At 57.4% G+C, this 18,784-nt stretch carries 19 protein-coding genes and 1 pseudogene; 9 read left to right on the top strand and 11 right to left on the bottom strand.

Going from position 1 to position 18,784, the window contains the following annotated elements:
• The 3 genes and pseudogenes from CKW18_RS14055 to CKW18_RS14045 form a co-directional block, all read right to left on the bottom strand.
• A pseudogene (locus tag CKW18_RS14055) lies at positions 1-156 on the bottom strand (IS630 family transposase); the annotation flags it as partial.
• A gap of 132 nt (positions 157-288) precedes the next feature.
• Positions 289-615, bottom strand: coding sequence for a hypothetical protein (locus tag CKW18_RS30785; RefSeq protein ID WP_218274348.1), 327 nt, complete (start codon positions 613-615; stop codon positions 289-291).
• Positions 616-1,241: 626 nt separating this feature from the next.
• Positions 1,242-1,718 carry a hypothetical protein gene (locus CKW18_RS14045; protein ID WP_095189342.1) on the bottom strand — a complete coding sequence of 159 codons (477 nt, stop codon included), beginning with the start codon at positions 1,716-1,718 and terminating at the stop codon, positions 1,242-1,244.
• 710 nt (positions 1,719-2,428) lie between these two features.
• Between CKW18_RS14045 and gdhA the strand changes: the two genes are divergently transcribed.
• The gene (gene gdhA / locus CKW18_RS14040; protein WP_095189341.1) at positions 2,429-3,766 is read left to right on the top strand and encodes an NADP-specific glutamate dehydrogenase; all 1,338 of its coding nucleotides are present in this window, start codon (positions 2,429-2,431) and stop codon (positions 3,764-3,766) included.
• On the opposite strand, the gene CKW18_RS14035 is transcribed toward gdhA, so the two are convergent.
• The 4 genes from CKW18_RS14035 to CKW18_RS14020 all read right to left on the bottom strand — a co-directional run bounded on the left by CKW18_RS14035 (position 3,763) and on the right by CKW18_RS14020 (position 7,341).
• A complete protein-coding gene (locus tag CKW18_RS14035) occupies positions 3,763-4,257 on the bottom strand; it encodes a GreA/GreB family elongation factor (protein ID WP_095189340.1) in 495 nt (164 codons plus the stop codon). The two genes, gdhA and CKW18_RS14035, sit on opposite strands and share 4 nt — an antisense overlap.
• Before the next feature lie 71 nt (positions 4,258-4,328).
• On the bottom strand, positions 4,329-4,685 hold the full coding sequence (locus tag CKW18_RS14030) for a hypothetical protein (protein ID WP_095189339.1): 357 nt from the start codon (positions 4,683-4,685) through the stop codon (positions 4,329-4,331).
• A 218-nt stretch (positions 4,686-4,903) separates the two neighbouring features.
• Positions 4,904-6,757: a DUF4105 domain-containing protein gene (locus tag CKW18_RS14025; RefSeq protein WP_095189338.1), complete on the bottom strand. Its 1,854-nt coding sequence runs from the start codon at positions 6,755-6,757 to the stop codon at positions 4,904-4,906.
• A 95-nt stretch (positions 6,758-6,852) separates the two neighbouring features.
• Positions 6,853-7,341, bottom strand: coding sequence for a DUF3015 domain-containing protein (locus CKW18_RS14020; RefSeq protein WP_007909797.1), 489 nt, complete (start codon positions 7,339-7,341; stop codon positions 6,853-6,855).
• A gap of 277 nt (positions 7,342-7,618) precedes the next feature.
• On the opposite strand from CKW18_RS14020, the gene CKW18_RS14015 reads away from it, so the two are divergent.
• Positions 7,619-10,057 (top strand): Lon protease family protein, encoded by a 2,439-nt coding sequence (locus CKW18_RS14015; protein ID WP_095189337.1) that lies wholly within the window; start codon positions 7,619-7,621, stop codon positions 10,055-10,057.
• Between the two features lie 323 nt (positions 10,058-10,380).
• A complete protein-coding gene (locus CKW18_RS14010) occupies positions 10,381-10,701 on the top strand; it encodes a hypothetical protein (protein ID WP_095189336.1) in 321 nt (106 codons plus the stop codon).
• On the opposite strand, the gene CKW18_RS14005 is transcribed toward CKW18_RS14010, so the two are convergent.
• On the bottom strand, positions 10,698-12,530 hold the full coding sequence (locus tag CKW18_RS14005) for a hypothetical protein (protein ID WP_095189335.1): 1,833 nt from the start codon (positions 12,528-12,530) through the stop codon (positions 10,698-10,700). The genes CKW18_RS14010 and CKW18_RS14005 overlap by 4 nt on opposite strands.
• Before the next feature lie 161 nt (positions 12,531-12,691).
• Between CKW18_RS14005 and CKW18_RS14000 the strand changes: the two genes are divergently transcribed.
• From CKW18_RS14000 to CKW18_RS13990, 3 genes are all read left to right on the top strand, one after another.
• Positions 12,692-13,180, top strand: coding sequence for a TIGR00645 family protein (locus CKW18_RS14000; protein WP_095189334.1), 489 nt, complete (start codon positions 12,692-12,694; stop codon positions 13,178-13,180).
• A 132-nt stretch (positions 13,181-13,312) separates the two neighbouring features.
• Complete coding sequence (locus CKW18_RS13995) at positions 13,313-13,618, top strand: DUF6482 family protein (protein ID WP_095121727.1); 306 nt, start codon at positions 13,313-13,315, stop codon at positions 13,616-13,618.
• 122 nt (positions 13,619-13,740) lie between these two features.
• Positions 13,741-14,358, top strand: coding sequence for an FKBP-type peptidyl-prolyl cis-trans isomerase (locus tag CKW18_RS13990; RefSeq protein WP_095189333.1), 618 nt, complete (start codon positions 13,741-13,743; stop codon positions 14,356-14,358).
• Positions 14,359-14,481: 123 nt separating this feature from the next.
• Here CKW18_RS13990 and CKW18_RS13985 read toward each other — a convergent pair whose 3' ends face one another.
• The 3 genes from CKW18_RS13985 to CKW18_RS13975 form a co-directional block, all read right to left on the bottom strand.
• The gene (locus tag CKW18_RS13985) at positions 14,482-14,739 is read right to left on the bottom strand and encodes a hypothetical protein (protein WP_064118734.1); all 258 of its coding nucleotides are present in this window, start codon (positions 14,737-14,739) and stop codon (positions 14,482-14,484) included.
• A gap of 204 nt (positions 14,740-14,943) precedes the next feature.
• Positions 14,944-15,285, bottom strand: a complete 342-nt coding sequence (locus tag CKW18_RS13980) for a zinc ribbon domain-containing protein YjdM (RefSeq protein ID WP_003228364.1) — start codon at positions 15,283-15,285, stop codon at positions 14,944-14,946.
• Between the two features lie 131 nt (positions 15,286-15,416).
• Positions 15,417-16,385: a polyprenyl synthetase family protein gene (locus tag CKW18_RS13975; RefSeq protein WP_095189332.1), complete on the bottom strand. Its 969-nt coding sequence runs from the start codon at positions 16,383-16,385 to the stop codon at positions 15,417-15,419.
• Positions 16,386-16,625: 240 nt separating this feature from the next.
• Between CKW18_RS13975 and rplU the strand changes: the two genes are divergently transcribed.
• The 3 genes from rplU to cgtA all read left to right on the top strand — a co-directional run bounded on the left by rplU (position 16,626) and on the right by cgtA (position 18,650).
• Positions 16,626-16,940, top strand: coding sequence for a 50S ribosomal protein L21 (gene rplU, locus CKW18_RS13970; protein ID WP_007950961.1), 315 nt, complete (start codon positions 16,626-16,628; stop codon positions 16,938-16,940).
• A 35-nt stretch (positions 16,941-16,975) separates the two neighbouring features.
• Positions 16,976-17,233 (top strand): 50S ribosomal protein L27, encoded by a 258-nt coding sequence (rpmA, locus tag CKW18_RS13965; RefSeq protein WP_003176049.1) that lies wholly within the window; start codon positions 16,976-16,978, stop codon positions 17,231-17,233.
• A 193-nt stretch (positions 17,234-17,426) separates the two neighbouring features.
• Positions 17,427-18,650, top strand: a complete 1,224-nt coding sequence (cgtA, locus tag CKW18_RS13960) for an Obg family GTPase CgtA (RefSeq protein WP_095189331.1) — start codon at positions 17,427-17,429, stop codon at positions 18,648-18,650.
• The last annotated feature ends 134 nt before the right edge of the window (positions 18,651-18,784 follow it).

Below are 18,784 nucleotides of genomic sequence, written 5' to 3'. Positions count from 1 at the left end.
AGCACAGATGGCCAGGGGCGTCACCCCTTCAGCGAGCAAAAGGAGCATCCGCGCCCGCTGGCTGAGGCTTTGCTCCAGCGTACTCATGCGCAACCAGTCTTGAAGCGTAATGACGTCGGCGGGCTGCTGTGCAAAAGGAGCAATTGGTCGAGGCATGCGTGGAACCATCTCGGGACGAGGGGGCGCACAGTATATCTTTACATGTTAGAAAACAAACTAACCGCTCACGACACTAGGGTCTTTCTCACGCCTACGGCTTGTTCCTGCCCTCTAGGCGTGCTTATGAATTTACACCTGCCATTTCCAGGTGGAGGAGTAGATCCAAATCCCCATCTCCTCCCAATATGCGCGAACCCACATGTCTGTACCGTTGGTTTGTTTCAAGTCTGATGCCAGCCTTTTATAAACGTCTTCGGTAATGCGGCTTGGTTTGTTAGCCAGATTTGTAAGTTTTGCGGCATAATTTGCTGCGCGGCCCACCCAAACTAAGTCGTTATCACCTCGCACGCCAATTCGTGCTGCTTTCAATTGACTGGTGTCGATTCCTACAACATGCTTTAAGACAAAATCTGTGGTCCATACTTTTGAAATGGCGGGTTGAATAATATTTTGCACAGCGAAGTTTTTTTTAAAGCGCAGCGCGCTGCGGAGGTGTTTTTATATTCACCGGTGAAAATCCCCATAACGCGATCCCCATCGTACGCGGTGATTATCCCACCTTCGTTTTTAATGATGTCGGAAGCACATTTGAGGAAGGTTTTATAAATTTCGGTGCTGAACTCCCATTTTTTCATATTCACCATATCTGTAGAACCGTCCAGATCAGCATATAATACGGTCGCTGAATTCAGATCTTTTGCGTGATTTGAGTTTAGGCGAAGGTCTGCTGGGTTAGGAACTCCGGTCGTCTCTTGAACTTCCCAAACAGCTGTGAAGGTTTCGTCTACCCATTTTTCAGATCCTCAGCTAATGCCATATTCCATTCCTAATTGGTTATCGTGGTCAAGAGATAGGATTTCTGCACTGGCCACAGTTAGTAACTTTAGCAGTGAACGTTCGTGAGCAACCGAATGCCACTAACAGATCATTATGGTCGCAACCCTGACCTCCTTGTGGGCTAGGGCAGGATCAATATCAATGAAGCGAGCTATGGAGGTCTTATTAATTAGATATGTATACATCGTGATATTGAAAAGATAACAAAATCCGATGGTCTAGGTCGAAGGGGAACTGCTTCAGAATCAAAGGCCATATTCCATTTCGGAGATGAAATCTTCAAATTTTGGATCGTGCTCAATAGATTCATAAATGTGGTTGAGCACGAACAAAGCTGCAACCATTAGTTCAGTGTCCCTTCGGTTGTCATGCCGTTTATCACCGTGGAACAGATTGTTCCTGGCGATTTTTATGCAATCAAGCAACTCTGGCATTGTAGTCGGCGTAGTGGGTTTTCCGGACCATTGAACGCCTTCACCTGCATCGGCCACCAATCGATCCGGTGGCGCGTCGAAATAAATTGCCACCTCGGATGTCGCTCGCAAGCGGGGAAAAATATCCACTGGCAGATGGTTCGCGAATTTGGTCCATGCCGCATCAGTGCTTTCACCACGCCGAAAACCTCTTTTTTTCATCGCGTATTCAAAGCGAGAGAAAACCGCGAACAGATCATAGGCTGCCTGTGAAACACGTCTGCGAAAGTAATCTTGCAATTGGATCATGATAGTAAGCCCTAGGTAGGGTGGGCCAAGAATAATGGCAGACGCGAGCCGTTCTTCCCAACAAAGTCAACAGCTCAATGTAATGAATTGCCTTGGGTATTCTAAATACTTTCCAAGCTTGCAGCTTATCGTTTTTCAAACGCTACCGGAAACTGATCGTCCCAGTTTTGGATAGAAGCGGAGTGCCTGCTTTGGCCCAGTGCCGCCGGTGGCGACAGGCAGTGGTCGCCACCCTCTCTACTGGTCAAGGTGATTTCCAATCGTCATTCCATTGATAACTACAAATTGGGAATAGTATTTAGTTTTAGTAATGTACTAAAGCTTGGATGCCCTGAGGTGCCCGTGATCTCTAGGTATACGCGCTTTTAGTACATTGCGTGCTGTCAGGTAAGCGGGGCTCCGTTTTTTTTGCCCGGTTTTTTTCAGTTAGACCGAGTCGCGGCATTCGCGAGCAACCCCGCTCCCACAGGGGAACGCATTCCAAATGTGGGAGCGGGCTTGCTCGCGAAAGCGGAATAACTGTTAGTGCGAAATTTGTTTTGTGAATCACCATTCGGGTGCAAAACAGGCCAAAAAAAACCCCTGATTTATATCCTGTGCACCATTTAATTTCATAACTGCGACATTTTGCGCTGTTCCTGTGCGCAAATCGTTTGTTACAGTCCGGCTCAATCTCTTCCAACGACAATAAATTTGCCGAGACTTTTCCCATGATCGAATCCGTCGAATCCTTCCTCGCCCGCCTGAAAAAACGCGACCCGGATCAACCCGAATTCCACCAGGCCGTTGAAGAAGTCCTGCGCAGCCTGTGGCCGTTTCTCGAAGCCAACTCGCACTACCTGACTTCCGGCATTCTGGAGCGCATCTGCGAGCCGGAGCGGGCGGTGGTGTTCCGCGTGTCGTGGGTCGACGATCAGGGCAAGGTCCAGGTCAATCGCGGTTTCCGTATCCAGATGAACAGCGCCATCGGCCCGTACAAGGGTGGTCTGCGGTTTCATCCATCGGTGAACATGGGGGTGCTGAAGTTTCTCGCCTTCGAGCAGACCTTCAAGAATTCCCTGACCTCGCTACCGATGGGCGGCGGCAAGGGCGGTTCGGACTTCGATCCGAAGGGCAAAAGTGACGCAGAAGTCATGCGGTTCTGCCAGGCGTTCATGAGCGAGTTGTACCGCCACATCGGCGCGGACGTTGACGTGCCGGCCGGTGACATCGGCGTTGGCGCGCGGGAGATCGGTTTCCTGTTCGGCCAGTACAAGCGCCTGAGCAACCAGTTCACCAGCGTGCTGACCGGCAAGGGCATGACTTATGGCGGCAGCCTGATTCGCCCGGAAGCCACGGGGTTCGGTTGCGTGTACTTTGCTGAGGAAATGCTCAAGCGCCGTGAGCGGCGGGTCGAAGGCAAGCGCGTGGCAATCTCCGGTTCCGGCAACGTCGCCCAGTACGCGGCGCGTAAGGTCATGGATCTGGGCGGTAAGGTGATTTCCTTGTCCGACTCCGAGGGCACGTTGTATTGCGAGGCAGGCTTGAGCGAAGAACAGTGGCTGGCGCTGCTGGAGCTCAAGAACGTCAAGCGCGGGCGGATCAGTGAAATGGCTGCGGCGTTCGGTCTGGAGTTCCGCGCTGGTCAGCACCCATGGTCGTTGCCGTGCGACATCGCGCTGCCCTGTGCCACGCAGAACGAGCTCGACGCCGAAGCCGCCCGCACGCTGTTGCGCAACGGATGCGTGTGCGTGGCCGAAGGGGCGAACATGCCAACCACTTTGGAGGCTGTGGATATCTTTATCGAGGCGGGGATTCTGTTCGCGCCAGGCAAGGCCTCCAATGCCGGCGGCGTGGCCGTGAGTGGTCTGGAGATGTCGCAGAACGCCATGCGTCTGCTGTGGACGGCGGGCGAGGTGGACAGCAAGCTGCACGCGATCATGCAGTCGATCCACCACGCTTGCGTGCATTACGGCGAAGAGAACGGGCGGATCAATTACGTCAAAGGCGCGAACATCGCCGGCTTCGTCAAAGTCGCCGATGCGATGCTGGCGCAGGGCGTGGTTTAAGCGGGTTCGACGCGGATCACTTCAATCACTTGATCACCGGCGGGGCGTTGCCACAGCACCTCGTCGTTGAGACGCGCACCGAGCAAAGCCCGGCCCAAAGGTGAGCCCCAATTGATCAGGCCTTTGGCGGCGTCGGCCTGATCTTCGCCCACTAGTTGCACCCGGCGTTCGGTACTGTGTTCGTCAGCGTAGGTGACCCAACTGCCGATTTGCACCTTGTCGGTGGAGGTCGCGGCGACGGCGACCTGCGCGCTGCCCAGGCGCTGGTTGAAGTAACGCAGATCCCGTTCGAGATCGGCCAGACGCTGTTTGTCAGCCTGTTCGCCCTTGGCCGATTGCTCGGCGTGCAAGGCTTGCAGCTCGGCGACTTTCGCCTGCAACTGCGTCAGTCCCTGCGGCGTGACGTAATTGGGCTGCGTGCTGACCTGCCGTTCAACCGGCTGATCGGCTTGCGCGGCGGCGTTGTCTTCGTTGACGAAAGCGCGGCTCATGGTGTCCTCCTCTTCATAGAGTTTGGGCCATGGTCGCTGGCATTTGGTTTCACTGGATGTCTGGAAGCGACCTACTGCGAGCGATAAGCCCGCCCGGCGCCCTGGTCTTTCTGTTGCTGCCAGGCACGTTCGCGCTCATCCCAGTGTTCGTTGCGATAGTCTTCGCGACCTTTGTTTTCCAGCATCGCCTGACACTGGCGGAAGCCGTCGGTCCAGCCTTCGGCGTATTGCTTGTCCTTGAGATAGCGCGGCACGTTTTTGCGGAATTCACCGCTGATCGAACCGGCGGCTTGCCGGCCGCTGACACAACCGTCATCGAAACCGTCGGCGAAGGCCGGTGGGTAACCTTTGGCGATCAAATCTTCATGAGTGGTCTGGCAACCGCCCAGCAACAGCAAAACCCCCAGCAAACCCGCACACCGCCGCATCGCACACTCCCACGCCGGTTCTCGGCTGATAGGGAGAGTCTAGAAGGGGATTCGTTGGATGTTGGTGAAAGGCATGTGAGTAATTCGTTGAACACTGCAAAACCAATGTGGGAGCGAGCCTGCTCGCGAAAGCCATCTGTCATTCAACATTGAGGCTGACTGGAAGACCGCTTTCGCGAGCAGGCTCGCTCCCACAGGAGAGTTGCATTGGATTCAGATCAGTAGTGGTACCACTTCACCTCGAGCATGACCTCGGTTTCAGGCGTCGCGAGGTGACTGAACTCGCGCTGCGCACTCAAGCGCAAACCAAGATTGCGCGACAGTTCCCACTGCTGATTCAGGCTCAGGCTGCGGCGCACTTCGCCATTGAAGAAGTAATCGCCTTTGGCTTCCAGGCTGAGATTGCCCAGCGGGTTTTTCCACAGCACGCCGGTATTGAAACCGCCCGCCGGGGAAACGAACTCGGCGAAGTCATTGTTGTGTTCGACGCGCACCGTACCGAGAGCAAAACCGAGCACATCGTCGCCCAACTGCCATGTGCCGCCACCGCCACCATTGACGTGGCTGACCAGCGTCTCGTCATCATGCTTGCCCGGCACACGCTCAAGACCACCGGTGACTTGCCACGACAGCGGCTGCAGCAACTCATTGCGCGGCGTGAGCGAGCGAATGGTCGCCAGATCCAGTTGCTGGAATTGCCAGTGATTGCCTTCGTACTGACGCAGCTTCATTTGCAGGATTTCGATCTGCGCACCGAGCGGGAAGCTTTCGGCGTTGTCGTTGAGATCGTGATAGGCCATGCGCAAGCCGTACTCGCCAAACGCGCGATCACCACGGGTGCCGAGCCCGGCCTGCCATGTCCGCGATTCGTGGCCATCTTCGGGCAAGCCCGGTTGTGGAATTTCCAGCTCCGGCGCCGGGTTCTTGTTGATCGCCCGTAGCAGTTCGAAACTGCGCTGCGCCCGTTGCGGATCACGCTCCTGACCATTGGCGCGGTAGCGCTCCAGACGATATGCCGCGTCGATGATCAAGGCTTGGCGGGCGCGGGGCAGGGCCTTGAAGGTCGGGTCTTGCAAGACTTGCTGATCGGCGCTGACTTTCAGCACCCACTGCTGTTCTTCATCGCTTAACGGCTCGGCGCGACTGAGCAGTTCACGCTCGCGCGAGGGGCGGTACTCGATGCTTTCCACCAGCCCGGCTTCTTTCACGGCCTTGACCGTGTCGGTGGGGATCGCGGTCAGCGGGAATTGTTCGGTCAGGTGCAGGCTCGGCCGCGCCACTTGCAGCAATTCGAGCAAGCGGTAGGAGCAGTTTTCGTCGAAGAAGAAATAGTCGAACTGGATCTGCTTCAGCTCCCACACATGCTCGACCATGCGCGCGGTTTCTTCCTGCGTCAGATTCAGCCGGTATTCCCACAGATCACGGTTTTCCAGGCTGCGGTATTCGGAGAGTTTCTCCTGATACGGCACCAGCGCGAACAGGCCGGGATAGCCGCCCATCAAACCTTTCCAGGCGTAGAGGATGCTGTTGTCCGATCCCTCGATGTAAGCGCCGAAGTTGATCGCGTAACTGAGCAGCGACGTCTTGTCGGCCTGCACGTCAGCCTGATCGATGCGCAGCAACGTGTGGCCGAACATCGACGAAGGGCTATTGAGGTAAGCCGCCGGGAAGATCATCACCGCGCTATGCGGCGAGACGTCCTTGAACCACTGCTTGTACTCGGCGCACGCAGGCGTCGGCAGATCGGTCAGGTTGAGCTGCGCTTTCAGCCAGCGGCTGCGCGCCGGGTAGACGCATTGCGCGTGTTGCTCGCCCAGACTTGCCGGGGCGTACAACGCTTGCACCGTCGCGGCGAGTTCGTGATCGGGGTGTTCGTTGCCATCGGGCGCGAGAAAGAATTTCTGGTCGCTGACATAGCTGCGCCAGCCGCCGAGCTTGGCGGTTTCGTAATGACCGAGGGAAATCCAGAAGCGGTCGTTGGCCAGTTGCTGCAAACGTTGAGGGTCGATGTTTGGCGCGGCGGACAGCGGGGCGCAGACACAGAGCGCCAGCCAGGCAAGGCGTTTGAGCATAGTCGGCAACTTGAACAGGAAAGAAATAAAGACCCAAGGAGGGGCGGGCCGAAAAAATAAAACCCGCTCCCCGAAGGAAGCGGGCGGGGTCGAGCTTAAGCCTGAGTGGCGTACTTGGCCAGACGTGGGTCCGATTTCAGTACGGCCAGGGTGTTGGTATGCACGTCTTCAGCGGTCACGTCAGCCTTGCTGAAGATCTGCTGGAAGTGCTCGTGAGTGACTGCAGCGAAGTGCGCACGGTCTTCCGGCGCCACACCCAGTACCACGGCATAGGTGGTCAGCGCTTCGCCGTTACCTTTTGCCATGTCTTCGGACAGCTCGTTCATCATGCCATTCATGGCAAACCAGGATTTGCCGCCATAGGTCAGCGACGCGTTGGTCGAGCAACCGTTGGTGCCGGAAGTCATACCGAACGTGGCGTTACCGGAAGTGCCGTTGGTGGTGGATGCCAGGAAGTGAGCCGGGGTGCCACGCTGACCTTCGAACAGCATGTTGCCCCAACCGCAATCCGGGCCGCCTGGAGCTTGCGCCATTGCGTTGATGGATACAGCGGTGAAGAGAGTACCGAGAAGAATCCGTTTCATAGCTTTTATCTCTTTATGTGCATACCAATGGACAGGGTTCTGACACCTGACGGTGCCAGTGGGCCAGTATTAGTTCCAGCCGCGCAGTTTGGAGTTTAGGCACGTTCCCGGGGTTCCGTGAGTTTTTATAAAAGATTTGGCGATAACCCTGATTTCAAGGGGGGCAGGGCAGGGGCGGGCGGTTGTCTATGCTTTGTCACATGGCGCGCCTTGCCAGTGGGGCACGGGCAGCGCCAGAATGCCGCTATCTGCCCCGCCTGATTGTTAAGGAAGCCCGATGCCTGATCCTGTTGCTGCCAGCCTGCGTATAGCGCCCGAAGCGCTGACCCGTCCGTTTTCCGCTGAACAGTTCAGCTTCACTACCACCAATGATCTGGAGCCCTTTCGCGGTGTGCTCGGCCAGGAACGTGCGGTCGAAGCCTTGCAGTTCGGTGTGGCCATGCCACGCCCCGGTTACAACGTATTCGTCATGGGCGAGCCCGGCACCGGTCGCTTCTCGTTCGTCAAACGCTACCTGAAAGCCGAAGGCAAGCGCCTGCAGACCCCGGCGGACTGGGTCTACGTCAATAATTTCGATGAGCCACGCGAGCCACGCGTCCTGGAGTTGCCATCGGGCACGGCAGGCGCGTTTATCGGCGACATCAACGGTCTGATCGACAACCTGCTGGCCACTTTCCCGGCGGTGTTCGAACACCCGTCCTACCAGCAAAAGAAAAGCGCCATCGACCGCGCCTTCAACCAGCGCTATGACAAGGCCCTGGACATCATCGAGCGTCTGGCGCTGGAAAAAGACGTTGCCCTGTACCGCGACAGCAGCAACATCGCCTTCACGCCGATGCTCGACGGCAAGGCCCTGGATGAAGCCGAGTTCTCGCAGTTGCCGGAAGCCGATCGCGAACGTTTTCACGAGGACATTTCCGGCCTCGAAGAGCGCCTGAACGAAGAACTCGCCAGCCTGCCGCAGTGGAAGCGTGAGTCGAACAACCAACTGCGTTCGCTCAACGAAGAAACCATCACCCTGGCCTTGCAGCCGCTGCTGGCGCCGTTGTCGGAAAAGTACGCGGAAAACGCCGCTGTCTGCGGTTATCTGCAAGCCATGCAGGTGTACCTGCTGAAAACCGTGGTCGAGCAACTGGTCGACGACAGCAAGACTGACGCCGTCGCGCGCAAGCTGCTGGAAGAACAATACGCGCCGAGTCTGGTGGTCGGTCATCCGGTCAGTGGCGGTGCGCCGGTTGTCTTCGAGCCGCACCCGACCTATGAAAACCTGTTCGGCCGTATCGAATACACCACCGATCAGGGTGCGCTCTACACCACTTACCGCCAGCTGCGTCCGGGTGCCTTGCACCGCGCCAACGGTGGTTTCCTGATTCTTGAAGCCGAAAAAATGCTCAGCGAGCCGTTTGTATGGGATGCGCTCAAGCGCGCTCTGCAATCACGCAAGCTGAAAATGGAATCGCCGCTGGGCGAGATGGGCCGCTTCGCCACGGTGACCCTCAACCCGCAGCACATTCCGTTGCAGGTCAAAGTCATCATCATCGGTGCGCGGTCGCTGTATTACACGCTGCAAGACCTTGATCCGGACTTCCAGGAAATGTTCCGCGTCCTGGTCGATTTCGACGAAGACATCCCGATGGTCGACGAAAGCCTGGAGCAGTTCGCCCAGCTGTTGAAAACCCGTACTTCGGAAGAAGGCATGGCACCGCTGACCGCCGATGCGGTGGCGCGTCTGGCGACTTACAGCGCACGTCTGGCCGAACACCAAGGGCGCTTGTCGGCGCGCATTGGCGATCTGTTCCAACTGGTCAGCGAAGCGGATTTCATCCGTCACCTGGCCGGCGATGAGATGACCGATGCCGGGCACATCGAACGCGCCCTGAAAGCCAAGGCCACTCGCACCGGACGTGTGTCGGCGCGGATTCTCGACGATATGCTCGCCGGCATCATCCTGATCGACACCGACGGCGCGGCGGTCGGCAAGTGCAACGGGCTGACCGTACTGGAAGTCGGCGACTCGGCGTTCGGTGTGCCGGCGCGGATTTCCGCCACGGTGTACCCGGGCGGCAGCGGTATTGTCGACATCGAGCGTGAGGTCAACCTCGGCCAGCCGATTCACTCCAAAGGCGTGATGATCCTCACCGGCTATCTGGGCAGCCGGTATGCCCAGGAGTTCCCGCTGGCGATTTCCGCGAGCATCGCGCTGGAGCAATCCTACGGTTACGTCGATGGCGACAGTGCGTCGCTGGGCGAGGCGTGTACGCTGATTTCGGCGCTGTCGAAGACGCCGCTCAAGCAGTGCTTCGCGATCACGGGTTCGATCAACCAGTTCGGCGAAGTGCAGGCGGTGGGCGGGGTCAACGAAAAAATCGAAGGCTTCTTCCGTCTTTGCGAAGCACGCGGGTTGACCGGCGAGCAGGGCGCGATCATTCCGCAGGCCAACGTGGCGACGCTGATGTTGGATGAGAAAGTGCTGGCGGCGGTGCGCGCCGGGCAGTTCCACGTTTACGCGGTGCGTCAGGCCGACGAGGCGTTGAGCCTTTTGGTCGGCGAGCCGGCCGGTGAACCGGATGCAGACGGTCAGTTCCCTGAAGGCAGCGTCAACGCACGGGTGGTTGAGCGTCTGCGGGTGATTGCCGAGATGATCAGCGAAGAAGATCTGAAGGAAGCCGAGAAGGAACTGGCGCAGGAGGCGTTGGCCGAAGCCAAACCGGCGTAAGCCTTAACCCAGTTAAAAACCGGGCTGGAAATTGTGGGAGGGGGCTTGCTCCCGAAGGCGGTGTATCAGTTAACGAATCTGTTGCCTGACGCACCGCCTTCGGGAGCAAGCCCCCTCCCACCGTGTTTTTGTATAAATTCATCGGAGTTCGCCACAACTCTGACGTCAATATTCACACAATGACCATTCGGCGCCTTCTGGTTCCATAAAGTTTGCGCGGCGAACTTTTCTTCTATTCTCAGCTCAAGGATATCGACAGTATCACTGGATCGAGCCAGTCCTCCCGTGAGGGCTGAATACCGGCTTCACCGAGGGTCGCCGCCATGTCGCGCAACCTCTGCCTCACCCGTCAATGCCTGGGTCTTGTGACCCGTATCGAATGCGCCATCAAGCCGTTGGCCGGCGATACCGGCATGTGGACGCTGCTCTTCGCTGCCGGCATGGCCGGCGAACAACCTTCCGCAATCAAAGCCCAAGGCCCGTTTCACGGCCCGGTCGCTGCCGAGTCGATCCTCGATACCATCGTCGAAAGTCTGACCCTGCACGGCTATGAACTGGCCGACGATCCGCAAATCTGGAGCCTGCACCTGCAGGCTCAGCTTCGGCAGATCAACGGCGGGCGGGGGCGCAGCCTCAACAGTTAGGGCGCAGCGTCAGGCGTTTGCGTCTTGTCGAGTTTGACCTCAAAACCATATTGCACGGTGGCGAGGTCGGTTCGCTGATAGGTTTCTACGTGAGTCGGGCGGCCGTAAAAGTAATGCACGCCAAACAGCGCCGGGCCCTCTGGGCTCGCATCGTGGCTGACCGAGAGGATCTGCTTCAGGTACTTACCGCTATCGTCCTTGACGAAGAACCGCCATTCGTTGGCGGGGAATAGCTTCAGGTCTACTACCAGCGTGTTGTTTTTGATCTCCAGGCCTTTGGGCAAAGCCTTGGCTTGGTAGGTTTTCTTGTCGACCGTTGCCAGAAACAACGGCATCGAACCGACGGCAATTGCCGGGTTTTCCGGGAACAGATTCAAATCGTAGGTGATCGTCGCTCGCAGCGGATCGACTTGATACGCCTCGGGCGGCAGTTCGATCGGTTCATCAAGTTTGCCACTGCGCTTTTCGGTGAAGAACGTCACCGGGCTGACGCCGGGGTTGAAGTCATCGCCGAGCAATTCATCATTGAAGGTGCGGCGGTGAGAGAACTCGATTCGCGCAGCGCTAGGGTCTTCCACGGATTGATGAATTCGGATCCCCGCTTTCAACTGGTCTTCGGTCAGGCTCGCGCCTTTGAGCCAGTTCACGGCCATATCGTCGTACACCACCACCACCGGCAGATCCAGCGGCTGGATGGATTTTTCTGTGGTGTGCTGGTTGAAGGCGCGAATCGGCAGATCCAGGTTTTTGCGCGTTACGGTTGCCGAGGAAAAATCCAGCACACTGACTTCCAGCGTCTCGATCGGGCCGTTGAAGTAAACCTTGTTGTAGCGCTTGGGGTGTTGCTGCTCGAAGGCTTGCTGCTCGTCACTGAGCTGTTTTTCCAGAGGCTCGCTCCAGGTTTTCAGCTGCTGCAACTGCTTCAGTTGTTTTTCGTAGAACGCCACCTGTTCCGGGCTCTCGTTGATCGAGCCGGCGCGCACCAGGTATTGCCCGGTGGCGTCGCGGGCCTGGACGATCAATGGGTTGAGCTGAGCGTCGGCGACTTCCGGCGCCAGCGGCAGGCTGTTGCTGAATTCGACTTCGGCGTAGTTCTTCGCCAGTTTCAGCAGTTTGACGCTGAGGTTGTCATTGGTCCGGGTCTGGCCGACGTCTTTCTGCGTCAGGTCGAAACTGTAGAGTCGGCGCGGTGCGATGACTTCGACCTGGCCTTGCAGGCTCACCGGTTGCGGCTGGGTTTTCTTGTCCACATTCAGGCCGTCGATAAACGGGTAGGTCACAGTCAGGTCATCGGGGTTGGTGACGTTGGAACTGGACGGGCTCAACTGAATGCCGGGATCGGTTTCCGACCACTCCGGCTGATAAGCGATGACGCGCTTGTTGCTCAGGGTCACCGATTGCCATTCCACGCGATGGGGGAACAGGAAGCCGCCGGGAATATTCAGGTGGAAGGGGAATACCGGTTGCAGATCAGTGAGGTAATCGGAGCTGGCGTCCTTGTGCAGCACGAAAAGGCCATTGATGAATGTTTCGACCAGTGCCTGCGGGGTAGGGTAGTGCTTGAGTACGCCAAGCGCGTCTTCACCGTATTCGGTTCTTGCCGGATTGTTCTCGAGTTTCTGCTGTGCGCGTTCCAGCAGCAGCAGCGATCCGCCGAGCTCGGTGATGGCATCCTTGAGCTTCGGGTCGGTGATGGCGTCCAGTGACTGTTCGAACTTTGTGGTCTTTTCTTCAAGGCTGGCAGCGTGCTTGTCGTCGCCGGGCGAGCAACCGCCGAGTAACAGGGCAAAGCCAATTGCGGCAATCGTTATCGGCAATCGCAGATCCATTTCCACTCGTCCTGTCCACTGTCGCTGGGCTGTCAATGGTTTGGACACTAGCAGAAAAACTTTGAGACACACACGCAGGTGGCGGATTTCCGGGCGGTTTCTGGCTGTCACAGGTCGCTGGTATACTCGCCACCCATTACAACCCCCTTGTGTGAGATTCAATGGAACGCTTTATCGAAAATGCAATGTACGCCTCGCGCTGGCTGCTGGCGCCGATCTACATCGGATTGTCTCTCGGGCTGCTGGCGTTGGCGCTGAAATTTTTCCAGGAAGTTTTCCACATCCTGCCCAGCGTATTCTCGATGGCCGAGTCGGAGCTGATTCTGGTGCTGCTGTCGCTGATCGACATGGCGCTGGTGGGTGGCTTGCTGGTGATGGTGATGATTTCCGGCTACGAAAACTTCGTTTCCGAACTGAACATCGACGAAGGCAAGGAAAAACTCAGCTGGCTGGGCACCATGGACTCTTCGTCGCTGAAGATGAAAGTGGCGGCCTCGATCGTGGCGATCTCCTCGATCCACTTGCTGCGGATCTTCATGGACGCCAAGAACGTCGATCCCGAGCACCTGATGTGGTACGTGATCATCCACATGACGTTCGTGGTCTCGGCATTCGCCATGGGTTACCTGGACAAAGTCACCAAGCACTGATCAACGTTTAAGCTGAAAAACACCGCCCGTCTGTTGCGAAACAGACGGGCGGTGTCGTTTGTGGCTTGTGCTTTGTGGCGTGCGGGCATATCCCTGTAGAGGTCTTGGCTCGCCATTGCGTGAGGTGTGTTCATGAACCTGCAAGAGTTGAATGCCTTTGCTATCGCCAGAAAGGTCGATGAGCTGAACCTGATCTCCATGGAGGGCGGGATTTATCTGCTCGAAGCACGTATGCATGGCGCGGCGTATCCTTTGAGTGATCTCAAGGGCAACATGCTGACGCTGCGCTCGGTTGAGCATGCGCGGGATTTGCTGCATGCCTTTCCGGTATTGCCCTTCAACCTCGTACACACCTCGGTACATGATGAAATGTGTGGCTTGGGCCCCAGTGGCGAGGAAAGCCTGAAAGTGCCGCTGGCCTGGCGTTCTGCCCTGTAGGCGTTGCGCGCCATCGCCGGAACATCTGTGCTAGTCTGCTCGCCCTTTTGGTTCCGGGCGCGCCGGGACGCGCTGTGCACGCACGGCAAGTCTTTTGGCCGTCCGCACAGCGGAGCAGTGTCATGTCCGAAGTAAATCTGTCCACCGACGAAACCCGCGTCAGCTACGGCATTGGCCGTCAGTTGGGTGACCAGCTGCGCGACAACCCACCACCGGGCGTTAGCCTGGACGCGATCCTGGCCGGTCTGACCGACGCTTTTGCAGGCCAGCCAAGCCGTGTGGGTCAGGAAGAAATGTCCGCCAGCTTCAAGGTGATCCGCGAGATCATGCAAGCCGAAGCGGCCGCAAAAGCTGAAGCCGCTGCCGGCGAAGGCCTGGCATTCCTGGCTGAAAACGCCAAAAAAGAAGGCATCACCACGCTGGCTTCCGGTCTGCAATTCGAAGTGCTGACCCAAGGTGAAGGCGCCAAGCCATCCCGTGAAGACACCGTGCGCACTCACTACCACGGCATGCTGATCGACGGCACTGTGTTCGACAGTTCCTACGATCGTGGCCAGCCTGCAGAATTCCCGGTTGGCGGCGTGATCGCCGGTTGGACCGAAGCCCTGCAATTGATGAATGCCGGCAGCAAATGGCGTCTGTACGTGCCAAGCGAACTGGCTTACGGCGCTCAAGGCGTTGGCAGCATCCCGCCGCACAGCGTTCTGGTATTCGACGTCGAGCTGCTCGACGTTCTGTAAGACCTCATTGTTGGAGCGGGCTCGCTCGCGAAAGCGGTGTGTCATTCAACGATGATGTTGAATGTTATGGCCTCTTCGCGAGCAAGCCCGCTCCCACAGGGCTCGCTCCGACATGTTGCATTTTCATAGTTCGATCTTATGGTGCAGTTCATGCGAAGGGCGCAAGGCCCGGGCATAGCAGAACAGAAACAGATTGCGCACCAGCTCCTTGAGCACCAGCGGCTCGCTGGAATTAAGGCTGCTGACATCCAGATCCCCTTGATCCTGCAACTCATGCAGCGCTTCTTCTTCCAGCACAGCGCAGACTTCGCCGGTTTCCCGATGCAGGATTCTCAGATAAGGGTGTGGGCGATCCAGCCAGGCGTCGATCAAATAAGTCATGGTTCTCATCTCCTTGAAGGGTTTCAATGAGAATAATTCTTATTCATCAAATAGCAAGCGCCTATTGGCAGATTGCGAATTTTTCCGGGTAAAGATTGCGTAAGGTCAAAACGGCTGGCGTTTGGCTATTGCGTGGTTTTCTGGGGGAAAGCGAGGAGGGTGCAGCTCCATCCCACGGCTGGCGCGGGATGGATGACAACTGGCTCAGACTTTTCTGACGAACTCGGATTTGAGCTTCATCGGGCCGATGCCGTCGATCTTGCAGTCGATATCGTGGTCGCCATCGCACAAGCGGATGTTCTTGACCTTGGTGCCGACCTTGACCACCAGCGAGGTGCCCTTGACCTTCAGGTCCTTGATCACGGTGATGGTGTCGCCGTCTTGCAAGACGTTACCCACCGAATCTTTCTTCACTGCATCATCAGAGGCCACTTCGGCTTCGCCATTGGCAGACCACTCGTGGGCGCACTCCGGGCAGATCAGTTGGGCACCGTCTTCGTAGGTGTATTCGGAATTGCATTTCGGGCAGGGTGGCAACGTGCTCACTAAGGCTCCTTGGGGTGTGGATCGTTAAAAGTCGCACATTGTATAGGGTTTTACGCGAAGGAGGGCATAGCGCAGAAACAACTGTGGGAGCGACGGTGCGACGATTCGACTTGCTCCCACAAAGGGCAGAATCAGTGCGTACGGGCGACCGCAAACTCGCTCAGTTCAACCAGTGCATCGCGGTATTCGCTGGCCGGCAGCGCATCGAGGCACTTGATTGCACGGGCCACATAATCACGGGCCAGTTGCGCGGTGTACTCCAGCGAACCGGAGGCTTCAACGGCGACGCGGATGCTTTCCAGGTCTTCGATCCCGCCTTTCTGAATCGCTTGACGCACCAATGCAGCCTGCTCAGGCGTGCCTTCGCGCATGGTGTAGATCAGCGGCAGGGTCGGCTTGCCTTCGGCCAGATCGTCACCGACGTTCTTGCCCAGGGTTTGCGCGTCGCCCTTGTAGTCGAGCAGGTCGTCGACCAGTTGGAACGCCACGCCCAGGTGATCGCCGAAGGTACGCAGGGCTTCGCTCTGCTCGGCGGTGGCGCCGGCCAGTGCAGCAGCGCTGTGGGTTGAGGCTTCAAACAGCATCGCGGTCTTGCCGCGGATGACTTCCATGTAGGTTTCTTCGGTGGTGCTGGCGTCGCGCACCTTGGACAGCTGCAACACTTCGCCTTCGGCGATGATGCGCGTGGCCTGGGACAGGATCTTCATCACGGGCATCGAGCCCAGTTCGACCATCATTTCGAACGAGCGCGAGTACAGGAAGTCGCCGACCAGCACGCTCGGAGCGTTGCCCCACATGGCGTTGGCGGTCGAGCGGCCACGGCGCATGCCGGACATGTCGACCACGTCGTCATGCAGCAGAGTGGCGGTGTGCAGGAATTCGATGGTGGCGGCCAGCAGGCGCATATCGTCGCCTTCGCGACCCAAGGCCTTGCCACACAGCAACACTAATAAAGGACGCAGACGTTTGCCGCCGGCCGACGTGATGTAGTCGCCGATTTTCGATACCAGCGGTACTCGGGAAGTCAGCTGCTTCTTGATGATGCCGTCGACGGCGCTAAAATCGTCCGCCACCGCGCGGTAGAAAGCTTGGGGTTGCATCAGCGAGAGTCGCTCCAGAAGGGTTGCGCGGCATGCTAGGACCCCCGTCCAGACCTGTCAAGGCGCGATAGACGGCTACTTGCAAGCCTGTCGCGCCTTGCGTACAATCGCGCACCCTGAACTTCCTGGGCAGCACCTGCCTTACGCAATTGCAAGCGGGCCTTCCAGCCTCATGCAGCCATGCCAGCCAATACCTCTTCTTATAAAGAGCTGGGTGAGCAGGATTATCGGAGAAATACCATGTCTTATGCAGTAATCGTTACTGGCGGCAAGCAGTACAAAGTCGCCCCAGGTGAATACCTGAAGATCGAAAAACTGGAAGTCGCTACCGGCGAATCCGTTACCTTTGATCGCGTTCTGTTGGTTGCCAATGGCGACGACGTAAACATCGGCGCTCCAGTTGTTGCTGGCGCTACTGTTGTGGCTGAAGTGATCTCCCAAGGTCGTCACGATAAAGTCCGCATCATCAAGTTCCGTCGTCGTAAGCACCACATGAAGCGTATGGGCCACCGCCAGTGGTACACCGAGATCAAAATCACCGGTATTCAGGCTTAATTTCAGCCTAATTCCTCACTAGGAGAATTGAACTCATGGCACACAAAAAAGCTGGTGGTAGTACCCGTAACGGTCGCGACTCAGAAGCCAAACGCCTTGGCGTCAAGATGTATGGCGGCCAGAAAATCATTCCGGGCAACATCATCGTGCGTCAGCGCGGCACCCAATTCCACGCCGGTTACGGTGTTGGCATGGGTAAAGATCACACCCTCTTCGCGAAAATCGAAGGCGTGATCAAGTTTGAAGTAAAAGGCGCGTTCAACCGCCGTTACGTGAGCGTTGTCGCAGCTTAATTGCGCAATCGCTGGAAGAGCCCTGTCTTGCGACGGGGCTTTTTCGTTTGTGGGGTGAGTCTCTTGCAAAGCTGTTTGTATGGGCTGTCGGCGTGCGAAGCAGGTCGTGTTTTGGGGTCGCTGCGCTCATTTTTGCAAGAGTCTTATGTCTTGATTGTTTTTCGGCTCGTCCGTATGGCGAGAGGCGTTGGTTATGAAGTTTGTTGATGAAGTATCGATTCGCGTAAAGGCTGGTGACGGTGGCAATGGTGCCATGAGTTTCCGTCGGGAAAAGTTCATCGAAAACGGTGGCCCTAACGGTGGTGATGGCGGTGATGGCGGTTCCATCTACATGATGGCCGACGAAAACCTCAACACCCTGGTGGACTACCGTTACACCCGGCACTTCGATGCCGAGCGTGGCTCCAACGGCGGCAGCACCGACTGCACCGGCAAGAAAGGTGAAGATCTGATCCTGCGCGTACCGGTCGGTACCACGGTGATCGACTCCGCCACCCAGGAAGTCATCGGCGACCTGACCAAGGCTGGTCAGAAGCTCATGGTGGTGCAGGGCGGTTGGCACGGTCTGGGCAACACCCGTTTCAAATCCAGTACCAACCGTGCGCCGCGTCAGACTACGCCGGGCAAGCCGGGCGAGCAGCGCGACCTGAAACTGGAAATGAAAGTACTGGCTGACGTCGGTCTGCTGGGTTTGCCGAACGCCGGTAAAAGTACCTTTATCCGCTCGGTTTCGGCGGCCAAGCCGAAGGTTGCCGACTACCCGTTCACCACGCTGGTGCCGAACCTGGGTGTGGTCAGTGTCGATCGCTGGAAGAGCTTCGTCGTTGCCGACATTCCGGGCTTGATCGAAGGTGCTTCCGACGGTGCTGGCCTGGGTATTCGTTTCCTCAAACACTTGGCGCGTACGCGTCTGTTGCTGCACCTCGTCGATATGGCGCCGCTGGATGACTCCAGTGCTCCGGATGCGGCTGAGGTGATCGTCAACGAGCTGATCAAGTTCAGCCCGTCCCTGGCTGAGCGTGATCGCTGGCTGGTGCTGAACAAGTGCGACCAGATCCTTGAAGAAGAGCACGATGAGCGCGTCAAGGAAATCGTTGATCGCCTGGAATGGACGGGTCCGGTCTACGTGATCTCGGCCATCGCCAAGATCGGTACCGAGCGTCTGTGCCACGACATCATGCGTTATATGGAAGATCGTGCCGATCGCCTGGCCAATGACCCGGCTTACAAGGAAGAGCTGGCCGATCTCGATCAGCGCATCGAAGACGAAGCTCGCGCGCAATTGCAGGCGCTGGACGATAAGCGTGCCCTGCGTCGCAGCGGCGTGAAGTCGGTCCATGACATCGGCGACGATGACTGGGATGAAGAAGATGTGGATGACGAAGACGGTCCGGAAATCATTTACGTGCGTGACTGATTCGTTGTGTTGGAGCTGCCGCAGGCTGCGATCTTTTGATCTTCAGAAGATCGCTGGTGTGTGCTGAGCCTTCCTCGGGGTGGTGTTATCATCGCCGCAAGCCGTTTTTTCTAAGGCGCCGCTCAATCGAGCGG

The sequence above is a fragment of the Pseudomonas sp. Irchel 3E19 genome (genome assembly GCF_900187585.1).
Classification (GTDB): domain Bacteria; phylum Pseudomonadota; class Gammaproteobacteria; order Pseudomonadales; family Pseudomonadaceae; genus Aquipseudomonas; species Aquipseudomonas baetica.
The sequence above is the reverse complement of the archived record's forward strand: the minus strand, read 5'-3'. Positions and strand labels throughout refer to the sequence as shown.

What these genes read in the sequence shown, in the direction of transcription:
- CKW18_RS14045 (WP_095189342.1), bottom strand. Translation starts at nt 1,718, where the DNA reads ATGATCCAATTGCAAGATTACTTTCGCAGACGTGTTTCACAGGCAGCC.
- gdhA (WP_095189341.1), top strand. Translation starts at nt 2,429, where the DNA reads ATGATCGAATCCGTCGAATCCTTCCTCGCCCGCCTGAAAAAACGCGAC.
- CKW18_RS14035 (WP_095189340.1), bottom strand. Translation starts at nt 4,257, where the DNA reads ATGAGCCGCGCTTTCGTCAACGAAGACAACGCCGCCGCGCAAGCCGAT.
- CKW18_RS14030 (WP_095189339.1), bottom strand. Translation starts at nt 4,685, where the DNA reads ATGCGGCGGTGTGCGGGTTTGCTGGGGGTTTTGCTGTTGCTGGGCGGT.
- CKW18_RS14025 (WP_095189338.1), bottom strand. Translation starts at nt 6,757, where the DNA reads ATGCTCAAACGCCTTGCCTGGCTGGCGCTCTGTGTCTGCGCCCCGCTG.
- CKW18_RS14020 (WP_007909797.1), bottom strand. Translation starts at nt 7,341, where the DNA reads ATGAAACGGATTCTTCTCGGTACTCTCTTCACCGCTGTATCCATCAAC.
- CKW18_RS14015 (WP_095189337.1), top strand. Translation starts at nt 7,619, where the DNA reads ATGCCTGATCCTGTTGCTGCCAGCCTGCGTATAGCGCCCGAAGCGCTG.
- CKW18_RS14010 (WP_095189336.1), top strand. Translation starts at nt 10,381, where the DNA reads ATGTCGCGCAACCTCTGCCTCACCCGTCAATGCCTGGGTCTTGTGACC.
- CKW18_RS14005 (WP_095189335.1), bottom strand. Translation starts at nt 12,530, where the DNA reads ATGGATCTGCGATTGCCGATAACGATTGCCGCAATTGGCTTTGCCCTG.
- CKW18_RS14000 (WP_095189334.1), top strand. Translation starts at nt 12,692, where the DNA reads ATGGAACGCTTTATCGAAAATGCAATGTACGCCTCGCGCTGGCTGCTG.
- CKW18_RS13995 (WP_095121727.1), top strand. Translation starts at nt 13,313, where the DNA reads ATGAACCTGCAAGAGTTGAATGCCTTTGCTATCGCCAGAAAGGTCGAT.
- CKW18_RS13990 (WP_095189333.1), top strand. Translation starts at nt 13,741, where the DNA reads ATGTCCGAAGTAAATCTGTCCACCGACGAAACCCGCGTCAGCTACGGC.
- CKW18_RS13985 (WP_064118734.1), bottom strand. Translation starts at nt 14,739, where the DNA reads ATGACTTATTTGATCGACGCCTGGCTGGATCGCCCACACCCTTATCTG.
- CKW18_RS13975 (WP_095189332.1), bottom strand. Translation starts at nt 16,385, where the DNA reads ATGCAACCCCAAGCTTTCTACCGCGCGGTGGCGGACGATTTTAGCGCC.
- rplU (WP_007950961.1), top strand. Translation starts at nt 16,626, where the DNA reads ATGTCTTATGCAGTAATCGTTACTGGCGGCAAGCAGTACAAAGTCGCC.
- rpmA (WP_003176049.1), top strand. Translation starts at nt 16,976, where the DNA reads ATGGCACACAAAAAAGCTGGTGGTAGTACCCGTAACGGTCGCGACTCA.
- cgtA (WP_095189331.1), top strand. Translation starts at nt 17,427, where the DNA reads ATGAAGTTTGTTGATGAAGTATCGATTCGCGTAAAGGCTGGTGACGGT.